At 45.2% G+C, this 15,956-nt stretch carries 11 protein-coding genes and 3 pseudogenes; 2 read left to right on the top strand and 12 right to left on the bottom strand.

Annotation, left to right across the window (positions count from 1 at the left end; all coding sequences use genetic code 11):
• Positions 1–83: 83 nt before the first annotated feature.
• The 4 genes and pseudogenes from G5B06_RS14800 to nhaC form a co-directional block, all read right to left on the bottom strand.
• Positions 84–284, bottom strand: a pseudogene (locus G5B06_RS14800) (sugar ABC transporter permease); the annotation flags it as partial.
• A 35-nt stretch (positions 285–319) separates the two neighbouring features.
• The gene (gene iadA / locus G5B06_RS14795; protein ID WP_015526031.1) at positions 320–1,480 is read right to left on the bottom strand and encodes a beta-aspartyl-peptidase; all 1,161 of its coding nucleotides are present in this window, start codon (positions 1,478–1,480) and stop codon (positions 320–322) included.
• A 53-nt stretch (positions 1,481–1,533) separates the two neighbouring features.
• A complete protein-coding gene (locus G5B06_RS14790) occupies positions 1,534–2,025 on the bottom strand; it encodes an amidohydrolase family protein (protein WP_015526032.1) in 492 nt (163 codons plus the stop codon).
• A 5-nt stretch (positions 2,026–2,030) separates the two neighbouring features.
• Positions 2,031–3,476 (bottom strand): Na+/H+ antiporter NhaC, encoded by a 1,446-nt coding sequence (gene nhaC / locus G5B06_RS14785; protein WP_173772397.1) that lies wholly within the window; start codon positions 3,474–3,476, stop codon positions 2,031–2,033.
• Between the two features lie 336 nt (positions 3,477–3,812).
• On the opposite strand from nhaC, the pseudogene G5B06_RS19835 reads away from it, so the two are divergent.
• A pseudogene (locus G5B06_RS19835) lies at positions 3,813–4,040 on the top strand (IS1634 family transposase); the annotation flags it as partial.
• Positions 4,041–4,189: 149 nt separating this feature from the next.
• Here the strand turns inward: G5B06_RS19835 and G5B06_RS14780 are convergent.
• The 8 genes and pseudogenes from G5B06_RS14780 to G5B06_RS14745 all read right to left on the bottom strand — a co-directional run.
• Positions 4,190–5,518: pseudogene (locus G5B06_RS14780) on the bottom strand (IS1182 family transposase); the annotation flags it as partial.
• A 389-nt stretch (positions 5,519–5,907) separates the two neighbouring features.
• A complete protein-coding gene (gene mmsB / locus G5B06_RS14775) occupies positions 5,908–7,083 on the bottom strand; it encodes a multiple monosaccharide ABC transporter permease (RefSeq protein WP_173772395.1) in 1,176 nt (391 codons plus the stop codon).
• Between the two features lie 4 nt (positions 7,084–7,087).
• The gene (gene mmsA / locus G5B06_RS14770; RefSeq protein WP_173762987.1) at positions 7,088–8,626 is read right to left on the bottom strand and encodes a multiple monosaccharide ABC transporter ATP-binding protein; all 1,539 of its coding nucleotides are present in this window, start codon (positions 8,624–8,626) and stop codon (positions 7,088–7,090) included.
• A gap of 84 nt (positions 8,627–8,710) precedes the next feature.
• Positions 8,711–9,739 (bottom strand): multiple monosaccharide ABC transporter substrate-binding protein, encoded by a 1,029-nt coding sequence (chvE, locus tag G5B06_RS14765; protein WP_243279040.1) that lies wholly within the window; start codon positions 9,737–9,739, stop codon positions 8,711–8,713.
• Between the two features lie 248 nt (positions 9,740–9,987).
• Positions 9,988–11,067 (bottom strand): sugar ABC transporter substrate-binding protein, encoded by a 1,080-nt coding sequence (locus G5B06_RS14760; RefSeq protein ID WP_118070680.1) that lies wholly within the window; start codon positions 11,065–11,067, stop codon positions 9,988–9,990.
• A 6-nt stretch (positions 11,068–11,073) separates the two neighbouring features.
• Complete coding sequence (locus G5B06_RS14755) at positions 11,074–12,672, bottom strand: response regulator transcription factor (RefSeq protein WP_173772390.1); 1,599 nt, start codon at positions 12,670–12,672, stop codon at positions 11,074–11,076.
• Positions 12,650–14,158 carry a sensor histidine kinase gene (locus tag G5B06_RS14750; RefSeq protein WP_021976664.1) on the bottom strand — a complete coding sequence of 503 codons (1,509 nt, stop codon included), beginning with the start codon at positions 14,156–14,158 and terminating at the stop codon, positions 12,650–12,652. Before G5B06_RS14750 ends, G5B06_RS14755 begins: the two co-directional genes overlap by 23 nt.
• Entirely contained in the window at positions 14,136–15,164 is a 1,029-nt protein-coding gene (locus G5B06_RS14745) for a sugar ABC transporter substrate-binding protein (RefSeq protein ID WP_173772388.1), read from the bottom strand. The genes G5B06_RS14750 and G5B06_RS14745 overlap by 23 nt, the downstream gene beginning before the upstream one ends.
• A gap of 172 nt (positions 15,165–15,336) precedes the next feature.
• Here G5B06_RS14745 and G5B06_RS14740 point away from each other — a divergent pair, with 172 nt between their 5' ends.
• Positions 15,337–15,921 carry a TetR/AcrR family transcriptional regulator gene (locus tag G5B06_RS14740; protein WP_021976662.1) on the top strand — a complete coding sequence of 195 codons (585 nt, stop codon included), beginning with the start codon at positions 15,337–15,339 and terminating at the stop codon, positions 15,919–15,921.
• Positions 15,922–15,956 lie beyond the last annotated feature (35 nt).

The raw sequence follows: 15,956 nt of genomic DNA, 5'->3' as shown, positions 1-15,956 counted from the left end.
ACATAAAACAACAGTATATACACCCAAAAACAGCAGGTTCCGGATCACTCCGAAAACCTGCTGTCCTGATTCGCTGACTATTATTATTTTACGATAAAAGATTTTCTCTTGCTGACAACATCGAAGATAACCGCTGCCAGAAGAACCATACCTTTAACAACCTTCTGGATATTCTGGTCAATACCCATGATACTCATGCCAAGATTCAGAACACCCATCAGAAGTGCACCAATGATAACACCAGGAACTGTACCGGTACCACCATAAGCAGAAGCACCACCAATAAGTCAATCACAGTCCTTCTCCTGTATGTTTTTCCTTACTGCTCGAATCTGCCCTTCATCTTCACTTCCTGCTCCCACACAGCGACCTTGCCGCGGGCAAACAGGCTGTTGATGTTGAGATTCTCATCCAGTACCAGAAGGTCTGCGTCTGCGCCTTCCGCTACACAGCCCTTGATTCCTTCTTTGCCAAGGAGTACGGCCGGAGTGCTGGTCAGAAGCTGTAAGGCATCCTCCAGCGGCATGCCCTCTCTTACCAGGATCTGGATGGTACGGTGCAGATACTTCGGGGACGCGTAGGTCAGGCCAATGCACTCGCCCTCTTCGTTGAAGCGCGGCTGGCTTCCGAACGCGTCACTGGACATGGTTACATGATCCAGGCTCACATCTTCGCGGTGCAACAGCTCATAGAGCTTCAGAGCATCGGATTCGACCTCCACATCATCGGCGCCGGCGGTGCAGTCAATGTAGCCGCCACGGCGCACCAGATCCGCGCCGGCATCAATCAGTCCAGGATTGCGTAAGATGTGGGTCGGCAGCAGGTTCTTGGCTGGAACGTCGGAATGATCCAGCACATAGAAAATCGGATCCAGTCTTCCCTCTCCGTCACCCATGTGCATGGTTACCAGGCCAGGGGTATTGCTGAGTAAGCCGGCTCTGCGCGCTGCAGTAGCCAGCGCGATCAGCTCTTCTCCGCCTGGGTTGGAGCTTCTGTGGTCCGATACCGCTACCTTCACACCGATCATCGGTGGAACCAGGATGATATCGCGCTCTACACTTCCGGTCAGGGTGGTCGGCGGGTAACCATAGGAACTGGTCAGAGTGTACACGGTCATGCCCTCTTCGGTCAGGGCGCGAGCTTTTGCGACCAGATTTTCCACACTGCGGGTTACGCCATCGGTTCCCAGAAGTCCGACTACCGTGGTAATACCATTTTTGAAGAATTCACTGAGCTGGGATTCCGGTACACGGGATGCCGGCCCCTGCTCTCCGCCGCCGCCTGTGATATGCACGTGCATGTCAATGTAAGCCGGAACAACGGTCTTTCCCTCCAGATCATAGGTTTCCACTCCCGGAAGTCCCTCATATCCCTCAATAGTATCCTGCATCAGAAGGATTTTTTCCCCCTCAATAAGGATATCTTTCTTTCCCAGTTTCTCCGGTGCGTACACATTCGCGTTTTTCAGTAACTTGATCATAATGTCAATTCTCCTGTCTCTTTCTTTTCCGCTTTTCTATTTCAAAGCTTCTGTCAGTCTGTCTCAAAGGTGCCTTTTACCAGTGCTTTTCCATACTCCACCATTTTCTGTCCACGGACAAATACCGTATCTACCAGAAATTCCTCATCCAGGATCACAAGATCCGCGTCGCTGCCCGGACGGATGCAGCCCTTTTTCGGGAATAATCCGTTGGCTCTGGCCGGGTTCTCCCCGCAGATGCGGATGGCTTTTTCCACCGGAACCCCTGCCTTTACAGCATCACGCACTTCCTCATGCAGGGAAGAAAGCCGTGTAACCAGAAGCTTTGCGCCGCCCCCGCCAATCACATGAACATGCTGGTCCACATAACCAGGAATTACCATTTTTCCATCTGCAGAAACAACTTCCACCGGAGCAGAAAGTTCCGGTGGATCGATGTGTTCTGCCACAGAAAATACTTTTTCATCTACGATCAGGATATCACGGATTCCTTTTGGATCCGGATCATACAGATTCGCGTTTTTAATCAAAAGCACTCTGGACATCGTATTTAGTTCTCCTTTTTCTTCTCATCATCGAGCTTGGCAATACCAAATCCGGTAAAGCCCCAGATGATTGCAAAAATCCAGCCGGTGTAGCACAGGATTGCCCATGGAAGGTAATCCAAAGTCTCTACGCCAAGGGTGGAAGCCATGTAAGCACCTGCTGCGGACCACGGGATCAGCGGTACAACTACGGTACCGGCATCCTCAAGGGTTCTGGACAGGTTCTTTGCCGCAAGCCCGCGCTCTTTGTAAGCGTCACGGAACATCTCGCCCGGAATCAGAATGGCAAGGTAAGAGTTACCGGTGGTCAGTGCCATGGTAATGCAGGCTGCAACGGTTGCGGTGATCAGCGCACCGGTACTCTTTGCCACGCTTAAGATCTTCTGGAGTACCACATCCAGACAGCCAGCCCGGCTCATGATACCTGCGAAGCAGAATGCGCAGAATACCAGAAGTGTGGTGCTCATAATGCCGTTCATACCGCCGCGGTTTAACAGCTTGGTTACGGCCTCGGAACAGGTCTCGGTGTCAAATCCTGCACGGTGGATCATGGATACATCAAAACCGTTTACGGTTGCCTTTAACACATCTCCTAACGCTACGTGCTGAATGAAGACACTCTCCAAGCCTGCTACAAAAGTAGAAAGAAGCATAACCGGAATGGTTGGCTTCTGAAGCAGGGAGCCGCCCAGCACGATCACTACCGGAATGATGATCAGCAGGTTCCAGCTGTACATGGAAGAAAGCTGGCTTAATAAAGTAGTAACGGTGTCAGAAGTAATATCTGCGCTTACATCTGCGTTCATACCAACAATGGCATATACCACCAGGGAAACGATGGTTGCTGGGACAGTGGTGTAGAACATATGTCCGATATGCTCATACAGTGTGCTGCCTGCCGCGATCGGAGCCAGGTTTGTGGTATCGGACAGCGGAGACATCTTGTCACCAAAGTAGGAACCTGCGATGCAGGCGCCTGCAGTAGCCGGAAGGGATACGCCAAGGGCGCTTGCGATTCCCATCAGGGCAACACCCATGGTTGCAACGGAACCCCAGGAGGTACCGGTAACAACCGAAACCACTGCCTCGATCAGGAACGCGGTAACCAGCATGAATTTCGGGTTTACGATCTGGACGCCGTAATAAATCATCATCGGAATGGTACCGGATGCCATCCAGGTACCAACCATAGTGCCAACACATACAAGAATCAGGATGGCAGGCATGCCCTTTGCGATCTTGGTGCAGATCTCATCCATCATCTCATCCCAGGTAATGCCTACACGGAACGCGATAAATGCTGCGATTGCAGCTACCATGATCAGAAGCGGCTCTGTGCTGTAGCCGAATACGCCTTTTCCGATGGTAAGGATCAGGAGCATTGCGACGATCGGTGTGATCGATTCCGCAAAAGTGGGCAGACGTTTGGCCCGTTCTTTCTTTTCTTTCATTTGTAGTTTCTCCTTTTAGCCTCCTTCGTGACAGTTTCACATTTTATCACGGCAGAGTATTAAGATTTGGACTTATTATATCAGAAAAGATAACGGGCAACAACTAAAACTTTATATTTTTTTATTTTCTTGTTACACGGGAGTTTGACACATTGAAATTCAAAAAAGTACCGCAAAGCCTTGAAACAGGCTTATTTTTTTGTCAAATTTTTATTTTTATTATATAGTAATATTTAGTGATATGTACTATAACAGTGGAAGCGGTAATTATTGTGCGTATAACAACATCAAAATCAAAAAATTCCGAGTCCTTTTATATCACTCAGTCCTATACAAATCCGGTTATTAAACCGCGCTTTGAAAGGAACTTATACTACAGAACAATTGCTCCATATTTTAAAAGACATAAAATTTGCAGATGTAGAAGAACAGGGTTTCATGCCGGTATATGAACGTCAGAAAATCACTGACGATCTCCACGAAACCTGTGGATTCAGAACAGACTATCAATTCATAACAAAACGGAAAATGAAAGGAATTCAGAAAAAAAGTAAGCGGAGATAAAACATTACTATGTTTCGTGTATGCAGATAAAAGTGCCACACCCCTTGTATTTGAAGGGCACTGAAAAACTTCCATTTCTTCTTAAGTGGAAGTTTTTCTTTTATATTATTTTCAAATCTTTACTTAGGAAAATCATAAAAAGCTATGGTTTACTCCATAGCCAGCTCATCTAATCTTACTATTCGTTTTACATTTGCTGTAAATGCCGTAAAATACATTTGCAGATGCATAGCAAATAAACCTCTCGAATCTGCTTTACGCAAACCGTGAGCTTCCTTTAGTTCTCCATTCTTTTCTTCTATCCTGTGCCGAATCTTCATTCGCTCCTGAAAATATTCGCTTTCTTCAAATTTAAGCCTTTCAAGATTTTTCTCGCTTGCTTGCGTGATACTGTAGCTTCTTGTTTTAGCGTTTGATCTTCCTACACGGCATTTTTCTCTTTGGGGACATTTCCGACACGTTACTTTGCTAAATATATATCTTAAATAAGTATTCCCATTTTTTGCCGTTCTTTTTTCTACACGCGTGGAAAGCTCTCCGGCAGGACACTGCAGCATCCCAGCATCTTTATTAAAGCAGAAACCTTCCTCAAGGTTCCCGTTTGCTGCAGCAGCTACTGCTGTATTGGTTCTGGCAATCAATGTAATCTCTTTTCCGCAGACTTCCAGATTGTCATCACTGACATATGCCATATCGCCTATAACTTCTGTAACTTTTATTCCATTTTCCTTCGCGTTTTCTATCAGTTTTGGTAATTCCTGCCCATCTGGTGCTCCTCCATCTGTTACAGTGATCCCCGCAATGAGACGTTCTTCAGTCATCGCAAGATGATTCTTATATCCATAGAACGTACTGGTTGCCGTTTTATGTCCAAACCGTGCATCTTTATCATCTTTGGATCGGATCTCTTTGAGCCGCTCATCTTCTAGTAGTTCTTTCATTTCATGAGAAAGTTTCTGTATCTTTTTATTTCCACAGGATTTTATTCCTTCCTCCAGAACCTGGAGTAGTTCCCTAGTATAGGCAATTTCTTCATCCAGTCCTGCTTCCAAAGAGGGTTTCTCAGGAAATCGCTCTGATAATTCAAAAGCTGTTTTATAAACCTCTTTCCGAAGTTGTTTGCTCATATCCCGCAGAATCTGCGTTGGAGATTTTGCCCAGACAGAAGCAATTGTATGGGTGGAATCAACGATAATGGTTCCCGATTTGATCAGATTTTTATCCAAAGCCTGTTGAATGGTTTCTTTTAACATTTCTTCCAGAATATCTTCTGTAATACGAGTTTTTCTGAATTTTGTGAGAAGACTGGGATCTATCATTTTTGCTTCTGGTTCCAGGTCAAGGAAAAATTTATATGCCATGTCCGTCTGGGCGCTGCTAATCAGGGCTTCGTCAGAAAGATCGTACAGTTTTTTCAGGAAAAGCAGTTTAAACATCATTTCTGGTTCCTTTGCCGGGCGACCGAAATTTTCACAAAAAAGCCCAATTCTTTTTTAGAATCAGACTTTTTCAGTGCCCTTTTAAATATGGTTTTGATTTGGTTTTGTAGCATAAAAAAATCTCCTTGTAGTTGTATTTGCATCGTGCAGATGCTTCTTTAACTACAAGGGCCGCTCTCACTACTTCTAAAAACCAATCAGTAGTGAGAGCGGCCGCACATTTGAGTTGAAGTGTCAACCCCTATTTAGGGAAAAACTAAAAAAGAGGTTAGACCTCATGTATAAGATCTAACCTTGAAAATTAACTAAATGACATTGACCAGTGAACAGTAACAAAATAACCTTACATAAAACAACAGTATATACACCCAAAAACAGCAGGTTCCGGATCACTCCGAAAACCTGCTGTCCTGATTCGCTGACTATTATTATTTTACGATAAAAGATTTTCTCTTACTTACAACATCAAAGATAACGGCTGCAAGAAGAACCATACCTTTGACAACCTTCTGGATATTCTGGTCAATACCCATGATACTCATACCAAGATTCAAAACACCCATCAGCAGTGCACCAATGATAACGCCAGGAACGGTACCGGTACCACCATAAGCAGAAGCACCACCGATAAAGCAGGCACCGATCGCATCCATCTCAAAGTTTGTACCAGCCTGCGGGTTGGAAGAATTCAGTCTGGCCATTGTCACCATACCTGCGATAGCTGCCAGAAGACCCATGTTCAGGTAAGCAAGGAAATAAACTTTGTTCGCATCAATACCGGAAAGCTTCGTAGCCTTCTCATTACCACCAACTGCGTAAAAATAACGACCGGTTGTAGTCTTGGAAGCAATGTATGTATAGATCGCGATGATCACTGCAACCCAGAGAAGAGAATTCGGAATACCTTTGTACTGAGCAAGTCTGAACATAAAAGCAAGAACAACTGCACAGATCAGGACCATCTTCACCGCAGTACCACCAAAAGCCTCAACACTGTAACCTTTCTTCGCACGATCCGCACGGTTCTTCATAACCAGCGCAACATAAACGATGCAGACAATAATACCAACTACAAAACAGGTTCTGTTAAAACCTTCACCTCCGCCAAGGAAATCCGGAATATAGTTATTAAAAAGACCAAGATAAGCATCCGGCATCGGAGCAAGAGTCTGACCTTCCAGAACAACATTGGAAAGACCACGGAAAGCAAGCATACCAGCCAAAGTAACGATAAACGGAGGAATCCGGACGTAAGCGATCCAGAATCCCTGCCATGCACCAATGGCAATACCTACCAGAAGCATCACGATCATGGTAAGATACGGATTCATGCTGTTGAGAACCATCATCTTACCACCGACAGCAGCAACAAAACATACAACTGAACCAACAGAAAGGTCGATGTTACCACCGGTTAAGATACAGAACAACATACCAGTTGCAAGAATAAATACATACGCATTCTGTGCTACCAGGTTATTTACATTCTGTGGAAGAAGCATAACACCCTTCGTGTTCACCGAAAACATGATCACTACAAAAACAAGCACAATGACCATGGTATATTTCTTTAATATTTCTGAAAAACTAATCTTTTTCTCCATCTTCTTACTCTCCTTTACCTGACTTCACGATCTTGGACATGATCAGTTCAGAAGTAGCTTCCTCACCACTTACCTCACCGACAAATCTGCCCTCGTTCATGATATAGATTCTGTCTGACATTCCAAGCACTTCCGGAAGTTCAGAAGAGATCATGATCACGGATTTACCTGCTGCCACCAGGTCGTTGATGATACAGTAAATTTCGTATTTGGCACCTACGTCGATACCTCTTGTAGGTTCATCCAGGATCAGAATATCCGGTTCCGCAAACATCCACTTTGCAAGAAGGACTTTCTGCTGGTTACCACCACTTAAGTTTCCAACATTCTGTTCAACTGTCGGACATTTGGTTTTCAGTTTCTTCCGGTATTCCTCAGCAACTGCGTATTCTTTGTCCGTATCAATCACTTTTCCATTGCTGATCCCTGCCATATTTGCAAGAGAAGTATTCATTTTGATAGACTTGGAAAGGATCAGTCCATTTCCTTTTCGGTCTTCTGTAACATAGGCAAGTTTATTGTCAATGGCCTCCTTGACAGTATTGAGCTTCACTTCTTTTCCATTCATAAATACCTGTCCGGAGATCTTTGTTCCGTAACTCTTACCGAAAATACTCATGGCCAGCTCTGTCCGGCCTGCTCCCATCAGTCCTGAGATACCGACAACCTCACCTTTATGCACTTTAAAAGATACATTATTTACCACCTTGCGCTCTGTATACAGCGGATGATAAACATTCCAGTTTTTGACCTCCATGGAAACATCGCCGATCTTTACACCCGGACGTTTCGGGAACCGGTCTGTCATCTCACGTCCGACCATTCCCTGAATGATCCTCTGCTCAGAAAAATCATCCTTCTTTTTATCCAGCGTCTCAATGGTCGAACCGTCTCTGATAACGGTGATCTTGTCTGCTACGTAAGAGATCTCATTTAATTTATGGGAAATGATGATCGAAGTCATTCCCTGTTTCTTAAATTTCAGAAGAAGATCCAGAAGAGCTTTGGAATCGTCTTCGTTCAGTGATGCGGTAGGCTCATCCAGAATGAGAAGCTTTGCATTCTTTGCAAGTGCCTTCGCGATCTCTACCAACTGCTGCTTACCTACACCAATATCCTTGATCAAAGTTCTGGAGGATTCCTCCAGCCCTACTATTTTCAAATATTTATCTGCTTCTCCATAAGTTTCATTCCAGTTGATGGAAAAGCTCTTTCCTCTTTCATTACCCAGATACATGTTTTCACCGATGGTCATATACGGGATCAGTGCCAGTTCCTGGTGGATGATTACAATTCCTTTATGTTCACTGTCTTTGATAGTGTTAAATTTACAGATCTCACCATCATAAATAATATTTCCTTCATACGAACCGTATGGATAAATACCACTTAATACATTCATCAATGTAGATTTACCGGCACCGTTCTCACCTACCAGTGCGTGGATCTCGCCTTCCTCGACCTGGAGATTAACATTGTCCAATGCCTTTACACCTGGGAAAGTTTTGGTGATATTTTTCATTTCCAGAAGTATCTTAGCCAACTCAATTTCCCTCCCTTTCCACTGTTCATGCAGGCGGTTATGATCCCGCCTGCATGTGATAAATTTCTGTTCTTAAAAATTCACTTATTTGATCTGATCCTCTGTATAGTATCCGGAATCGATCAGGACCTCTTTGTAGTTGTCTGTTGTAACAACAACCGGGTCACAAAGGTATGTCGGGATGACACCTGTTCCATTGTCATAGGACTCTGTATCATTAACTTCCGGCTCCTCACCTTTCATGATGGAGTCAACCATTTTTACTACTGCGGATGCAAGAGCTCTTGTATCTTTGAATACGGACATTGCCTGTTTTCCGGCTACAAGGTTCTTAACGTTTGGTGTGTCACAGTCCTGACCGGTGATGATCGGATATTCTCCTGTGTAGGAAGCTGCCAGTGCATTCTCCACACCAAGGGCCGTGGAATCATTGGAGCAGAGAACTGCGTCAAGGTTTGTTCCGTCGGAGTAGTTACCAGCGATGATGGTATCCATTCTGTCCTGTGCTTTTGCGCTGTCCCAGTTTGCAGTAGCAACCTGCTCAAACTCGGTCTGTCCGGATTTTACTACCAGTTTGCCGTCGTCGATGTATTTCTGGAGAACATCCATCGCACCACCGAAGAAGAAGTTACAGTTGTTATCACCAGGATCTCCGGTGAACAGCTCGATGTTAAACGGTCCATCCTGATTATCAAGATCCAGTGCATCTACCAGGTACTCGCCCTGTTTCTGTCCTACTTTGTAGTTATCGAATGTTGCATAATAGGAAACTGCATCGGAATTCATAAGAAGACGGTCATAGGAGATAACCGGAATTCCTTTTTCTTTGGCCTGTTTCAGCGGCTCGCCAAGGCTGCTTCCGTCGATGGATGCCACAACCAGAAGGTCGCATCCGTTTGCTACCTGGTTCTCAAGCTGGGAAACCTGTGTGCTTACGTCGTTGGATGCATACTGAAGGTCTACTTCATATCCTGCTGCCTCCAGCTCTTTCTTCATGTTCTCGCCATCCTGGTTCCATCTCTGGAGATCCTTGGTCGGCATGGTAACACCGATCACTTTTTTGTCTGCTGCCTGTGCTGTCGCTGCCGGAACTACCACCATACCAGCTACCATTGTCGCGCAAAGAAGTGCAGATACCATTTTTCTTTTCATTGTAAAATCCTCCGTTTCATTTTTGTTTTTGGAATCACGTTTCCTTTGATGATGTTACTATAGCACAGGACAATCTGGACATAGTTGGCAATGACAGAGACATTTTTTTGCAAAAGAAAAATGCCTTGCACGAAGCAAGACATTTTTGCGCCAAAAATCTGCTATTGATTTTTGTCATAATTGTATGTTATTGCACATATGGATTCCTGTTATTCTGTATCATAATCCGTATTGAGATACACCTCATCTCTTCTGTGGAACCCTCCGTCTATGATCACCTCATCAATATTATCCCTGGTAACTGCTACCGGCTCCAGCACCTTCGCCGGGACATCATAGCTTCCATCATTTACCGTATCTGTCACATCAGAAGAAACTTTTCCCTCTTCTGCCATCTTCACTGCATACCTCGCTGCCTGGCGGGCCAGATCCTCAATGGACTTAAATGCGGTCATATACTGGGTCCCCTCCACAATACGCTGACAGGCTGCCAGATCTCCGTCCTGTCCTACCACGATCACCTGCCCCGCAAGCTGGTTCTCCGCAAGAACCTGGATCACCTGGCTGGCAATATCATCATTTCCGCACATGATTCCTTTTACATCCGGATACTCCTCCAGCGCCTCTTCCACATAATCCACGGCCAGTTCCGCTGTCCATCCTTCACAGTTGGCTTCATATACTACCTGAAGATTGCTGCCTTGTAGTGTATCCTCAAACCCTTCTTTTACCATTGCGACATTGTTATCTGTGGCGGATCCCTGGATCATAAAGATCTTTCCGCCGTCCGGAATGGCTTCCTCCATAGACTGTGCCATGATCTCTCCCACCATACGGTTGTCAAAGGAGATGTACATATCCGTATTGGCGTCATTCACCATACGGTCATAGGAGATCACCCGGATCCCCGAGCTGTGTGCACGTTCCACAGCCTCCGAAAGCGCACCGCAGTCCCTTGCGATGATCACAATCACATCCATATGTTTCTTGATAAAGTAATCGATCTGACTGATCTGCTCCTGGGCGTCGGCTCCTGCATCCTGTACATTTACCTCTGCCCCAAGATCCCTTGCTGTTGCCACAAATACATCTCTGTCGCGGATCCACCGTTCAATAACAAAAGAATCCACGGTAAGCCCGATCTGGATCTTCTTTTCTCCGTTTTCTTCCTTTCCGTCTGTCTCCTGCTGTGCCGCTTCCTCCGTTTTTGCAGAAGTGCAGCCAGTCAGCATCAATGCTGCCAGACATAGAAAAATCAAAAATTTCCTGAATATTTTTCCCCCGCTCATGATGTCTTACCTCAACCTCTCCCTGAATTCACTTGGTGTCACACCTTCATATTTTTTGAATATCCTGCTGAAATAATTTGGATCACTGTATCCGGATTCCGCGCAGATCTCCTTGATGGAAAGCCCGGAATCCTTGAGAAGTTCCCTTGCATTCCGAAGCCGGATCTCTGTAAGGTACTCAATAAAGTTTCCTCCTGTCTCCTGCTTGAAGAGCTTGCTGAAATAATAGGGACTGATATCCACTTCCCGCGATACTTCATCCAGCGAGATATCTTTTTTGTAATTGTCCCGGATATAGGACTTTGCTTTTTCGATGATGGATACTGCCTCTTTTTCCCTTGCACTTTCCATGTTACTGCAGATCTCCGAGGTTTTGTCCAAAAACCATTTTTTCATGCCTTCCATATCTGTACACGCCTGAAGTTCATGAATATAATTTCTGCGGTAGCTGATGGCATATTTCACGGTTCCGGCAAAAAAGGCCTTTTTTTCCACTCCCATCACAAGTTCCAGCACCTTGATCTGCATATCCTCCATACTGACTCCCGGCTGGTTCTCCATCCACCGGAAAAATTCTTCCGCGCAGTTTAAGGCTCCTGCCACATCCTTGTCGATCACTCGGTTTTCATAGCGGCGCTCCAGGTCTCTTGGATACTCCCCGTCGTATTTCTGCGCTGCCGGAACATCCTCGATATGGATCACATGGCTGGTACTTTCCCGAAGTGCGATCATCGCCTCCTTGAAAGATTCTTTCATGGTGCTTCCCAGTTCCTTCACCCGGCCGATACCACAGCGGAATTTGCTGTCGATCCTGCTTTCCAGCTTATGTACCATGTTTCTGGTCCTTGTTACCACTTCCACGCGCTCCTCATAAGACTCATTGGGATTTCGGTACGGAACAAAGATCACAATACGGTTTCCCATGATGGGGCCCACCAGACATTCAAAAAATCCCTGAGCGATCTCCCGGAATGTAGAATAAAATTTATTGGCCTTTACACTGGCTCCCACTGCATTGGTAAGCACTCCGTTTTCTGTGGAATCCCCGAATTCTGCCACGATCATATATCCGTATTCTTCCTGGATATCCAGAAGTTCCTTGTAATTATCCTGATATGTCTGAAAATCATCCTGCAGAAGGATATTATTGATATATCCGCTTTCAATCATGGGCACAACGGTTTCCAGTTTTTCACGGATCTTCAGATCATCGCTTCGTTTCTGTCTTGTGGAATCCACCTGATCCATGGCTTTTGAACAGGTTTCCAGGATTACTTTTTTGTTGACCGGCTTGGTCAGAAATTCCATAACTCCCAGGTTTACGGCTTCTTTTGCATAATTGAATTTATCGTAGGCAGTGATGATCACAAACACTACAGATCTGTTGAATTTCTGGATCTCCCGGATGGCCTGGATTCCGCTCAACCCCGGCATCTGGATATCCATAAAACAGATGTCCGGCGGATATTTTTCCGCTTCTTCCACAACTGCACGGCCGGTTTTTGCAGTATGGATCTCACATTCATTTCCATAATTGGAACTTATGATACTTTTCAGGGATTCCAGCATGATCCCTTCATCATCAGCAAGCAGGATTCTGTACATTATTTTCGCTCCTCTCCACAGGAATGTTGATCACAACCTCTGTTCCCATTCCTTCCCCTTCACTGTAAATTTCCATCAGTCCGTCCTGTTCATAGTACAGTTCCAGACGGCTGATCACGTTATTCATACCAATTCCCGTGGAATCCCCCTCACTGGAACTGTTGTGGATCTTTTTGGAAAGAACTTTCTCAATCTGTTCTTTCGTCATTCCCTGTCCGTTATCCCGGACACTGATCTCAATATGATCTTTCCAGCGTTCCACACTCAGTTCAATATGGCCTTCCCAGTCAATATTGCGGATTCCATGATTGACCGCGTTTTCCACAACCGGCTGCAGGATCATGCTGGGAACACGCACATTTTCCACATCACATTCCACCTTTTTGGAAAAATGGATATCTCCTGCAAAACGCACATTCAGTATGTAAATATAATTGTCTACTGCTTCCAGCTCTTCCTCCAGTGTAGCATCTTCCTCACCCTTCTTTACATTATAACGGAAAAAATCTGCCATCTTTTCCACAAAAATACTGGTTTTTTCCGCATCCTCCATCATGGCGAGCTGTGCTCCTGCATTCAGGGAATTAAAAAGAAAATGCGGGTTGATCTGGGACTGGAGATATTTCAGCTGTGCTTCCTTCAGATGTGTCTCCATCAGAAGTTCCCGTTCCATCATCTGCTGCTCTTTTTCCATACCTGCCTTTGTCCTTGCGATGTAAAGGCCGAGATTCTCCACCATGGTATTAAAAGCCCTTGTCACCACCCCCAGTTCATCTTTGGCATCGGTTGGCGGCATCTTCACATTAAAGTTTCCCTGACCTACCAGCTGTGCGGTTTCCGCCATGTTTGTCAGCGGCCGGAACATCCCTCTTGTAGCCATGATCAGAAGGATCATTCCGCAGACTACCCCCAGAAGCATGATCACCGTATTGCTGATCTCCAGATATTTCATAACTGCCCGGAGAGCCCCGTAGGTCTGGGAATTTTCTTTAAAAAGCTGCTTGTTCAGTTCATCCATGGAGCTTTGGATATAGCTGTAAAGTTCCAGGCTCTCGTCGTATTTCAGCTTGTACTTTTCCACATTTCTGCCTCGCTTGGCAGCTACGGTTCCTGCTGTGCAGGACAGATAGGATTCGGACATTTTCCGGATCTTTTTCTCCAGAAGTTTTACAGAATCCTCTATATTCTGATCATTGAGCTTTTCCAGTTCCTGCCTGTATTTGGCTTCGTTCTGGTAATAATCCATCAGTGCCTGGGAACTTTTTACCTTCAGATACTGATACATGCTGTCCTGTACATCCTCAAAAACCTGCCCCAGTTCTGTGATCTGGGCATTGCTGGCGTATACATCATCCATCTCCTGCATGGAATTGTTGATCCGGACATAAAACAGCATGTTGATCGTAAACATCAGCGCCGCAAGGACGCCTACCTCGATCACGATCTTGCTGACAAGAGAAAGGTCACTCCACCGAAGCTTTTTCATCTGTGTCTGCCTCCCTTCTCATTTTTTCCACCGCTGCCCGGTCAAGAAAATTAATGTCTACATTATAGTAAGAATTCGTTCTTCCATCTTTGATATAATTGGTAAGCGCTTCCACACTGTACTGTCCCAGCTGTGTGGTATCCACGTCGCAGGTCACGGAAATGACACCTTTTTCCACTGCTGCCAGGATATCCTCCGATGTGTAATAACCGATGATCTTAACTTTTCCTGCAAGGTTGAAGTCCAGCACTGCCTGTCTGGCACATTCCGTGGTCTCCTCATCCATGCACACCAGAATATCCGGAATGTTCCGTTTCTGCTGAAAAATATCCGTAACTGCTTCCTCAGTCTCAAAGGTTCCTGTAGACAAAAGATTTCTTCCTTTGATCCGGATGTCATTTTTTCCGGATGCTGCCTGGACTGCATTGCTGATCTGGGTATAGATCTGGCTTTCATTCATATCATCAATGTCTCTTTTCTGAAGGATCAGGATCTTTTCCGTATCTTCGTCCACATAACTGGAAACAAATTCCCCGTAAGCCATGCCCAGCTGATAATCGCTGACACCCACAAAACTCTGCCGCCTGCTGTGCACCGCGTCACTCATGACTGTGACCACTGGTATGCCATTTTCTACTGCAGTATCAATGGCTTTCTCCAGACCGGATTCCCCGTTGTACTGCAAAATGATCCCGTCTGCCTTGGCCGCAATACTCATGTTCATGTAGTCCAGTTTGTCATAGGAGGTTCCCCGATCCGGTCCCATGATTTCCAGAAGGACGTCGTTCTGTGCCGCAGTTTTCCGTGCACTTGCATATACAGCCTGCCAGAACTGGGAATCCGGACTGTCCACGATCAGGTCATACTGATACTGATATACTTTTTCTTCTTTTTTCTCAAGACCTGCTTTTTTTGTAATGCCGCTGTAATAGGATTCTCCTGTCATATAGATCAGAACTGCGATCGCTGCAAATATACACAGGATATATACTGGTTTCCTCTTCATGTCATACTCTTCTCCATCTGTAATGCCGGTTTATGATAATATTTTTGCAACATTATAAATTTTTCATATAGTTTATCATCTTTTCACAGAAAAGTCACCGCCATCCATAGAATTTCTGTGCATTTTCATGTTATATTAATAACCATAAACTTGCCAAAGGAGGCCAGCAATTATGACAAACGCAACCAAACTTGCTCTGGAAGAATCCCTGAAACGTCTGCTTCTTAAGAAGCCTTTAGATAAGATCACCATCAACGACCTGACTACAGACTGCGGGATCAGCCGCATGACTTTTTATTATCATTTCAAAGATATCTACGATCTTGTGGAGTGGAGTTGTCTGGAGGATGCCAGGATCGCCCTCCAGGGCAAAAAAACTTCTTCTACCTGGCATGAGGGACTTCTTCAGATCTTTGATGCCGTAATGGAAAACAAACCGTTCATCTTAAATGTATACCGCAGCGTTGGACGGGAACAGATCGAGAATTATCTGTTTGCGCTCACCTGTGATCTGCTGATGGGTGTGGTAACTGAGAAATCAAAAGACATCCTCATTACAGAAGAGCAGAAAATTTTTATCGCAGATCTCTATAAATACAGCTTTGTAGGCATTATGCTGGACTGGATCAAAAATGGCATGCGCGAAGATTACCACGGAATCGTGGATGACACCGCAACTGCACTGTATGGATGTATCGACAATGCCATCCACAATTTTGCCGCAAAAAACAAAACTGCCGGTGTGCGTACAGAATAAAAACTTATCAAAACAGGCATAATGATAAAAAACTG

It is taken from the genome of Blautia luti (assembly GCF_013304735.1).
GTDB lineage: Bacteria > Bacillota > Clostridia > Lachnospirales > Lachnospiraceae > Blautia_A.
The sequence above is the reverse complement of the archived record's forward strand: the minus strand, read 5'-3'. Positions and strand labels throughout refer to the sequence as shown.

Bases quoted from the DNA above. Each gene is read 5' to 3' on its own strand.
- iadA (WP_015526031.1), bottom strand. From the start codon at position 1,480: ATGATCAAGTTACTGAAAAACGCGAATGTGTACGCACCGGAGAAACTG.
- G5B06_RS14790 (WP_015526032.1), bottom strand. From the start codon at position 2,025: ATGTCCAGAGTGCTTTTGATTAAAAACGCGAATCTGTATGATCCGGAT.
- nhaC (WP_173772397.1), bottom strand. From the start codon at position 3,476: ATGAAAGAAAAGAAAGAACGGGCCAAACGTCTGCCCACTTTTGCGGAA.
- mmsB (WP_173772395.1), bottom strand. From the start codon at position 7,083: ATGGAGAAAAAGATTAGTTTTTCAGAAATATTAAAGAAATATACCATG.
- chvE (WP_243279040.1), bottom strand. From the start codon at position 9,739: ATGGTAGCTGGTATGGTGGTAGTTCCGGCAGCGACAGCACAGGCAGCA.
- G5B06_RS14760 (WP_118070680.1), bottom strand. From the start codon at position 11,067: ATGAGCGGGGGAAAAATATTCAGGAAATTTTTGATTTTTCTATGTCTG.
- G5B06_RS14755 (WP_173772390.1), bottom strand. From the start codon at position 12,672: ATGTACAGAATCCTGCTTGCTGATGATGAAGGGATCATGCTGGAATCC.
- G5B06_RS14750 (WP_021976664.1), bottom strand. From the start codon at position 14,158: ATGAAAAAGCTTCGGTGGAGTGACCTTTCTCTTGTCAGCAAGATCGTG.
- G5B06_RS14745 (WP_173772388.1), bottom strand. From the start codon at position 15,164: ATGAAGAGGAAACCAGTATATATCCTGTGTATATTTGCAGCGATCGCA.
- G5B06_RS14740 (WP_021976662.1), top strand. From the start codon at position 15,337: ATGACAAACGCAACCAAACTTGCTCTGGAAGAATCCCTGAAACGTCTG.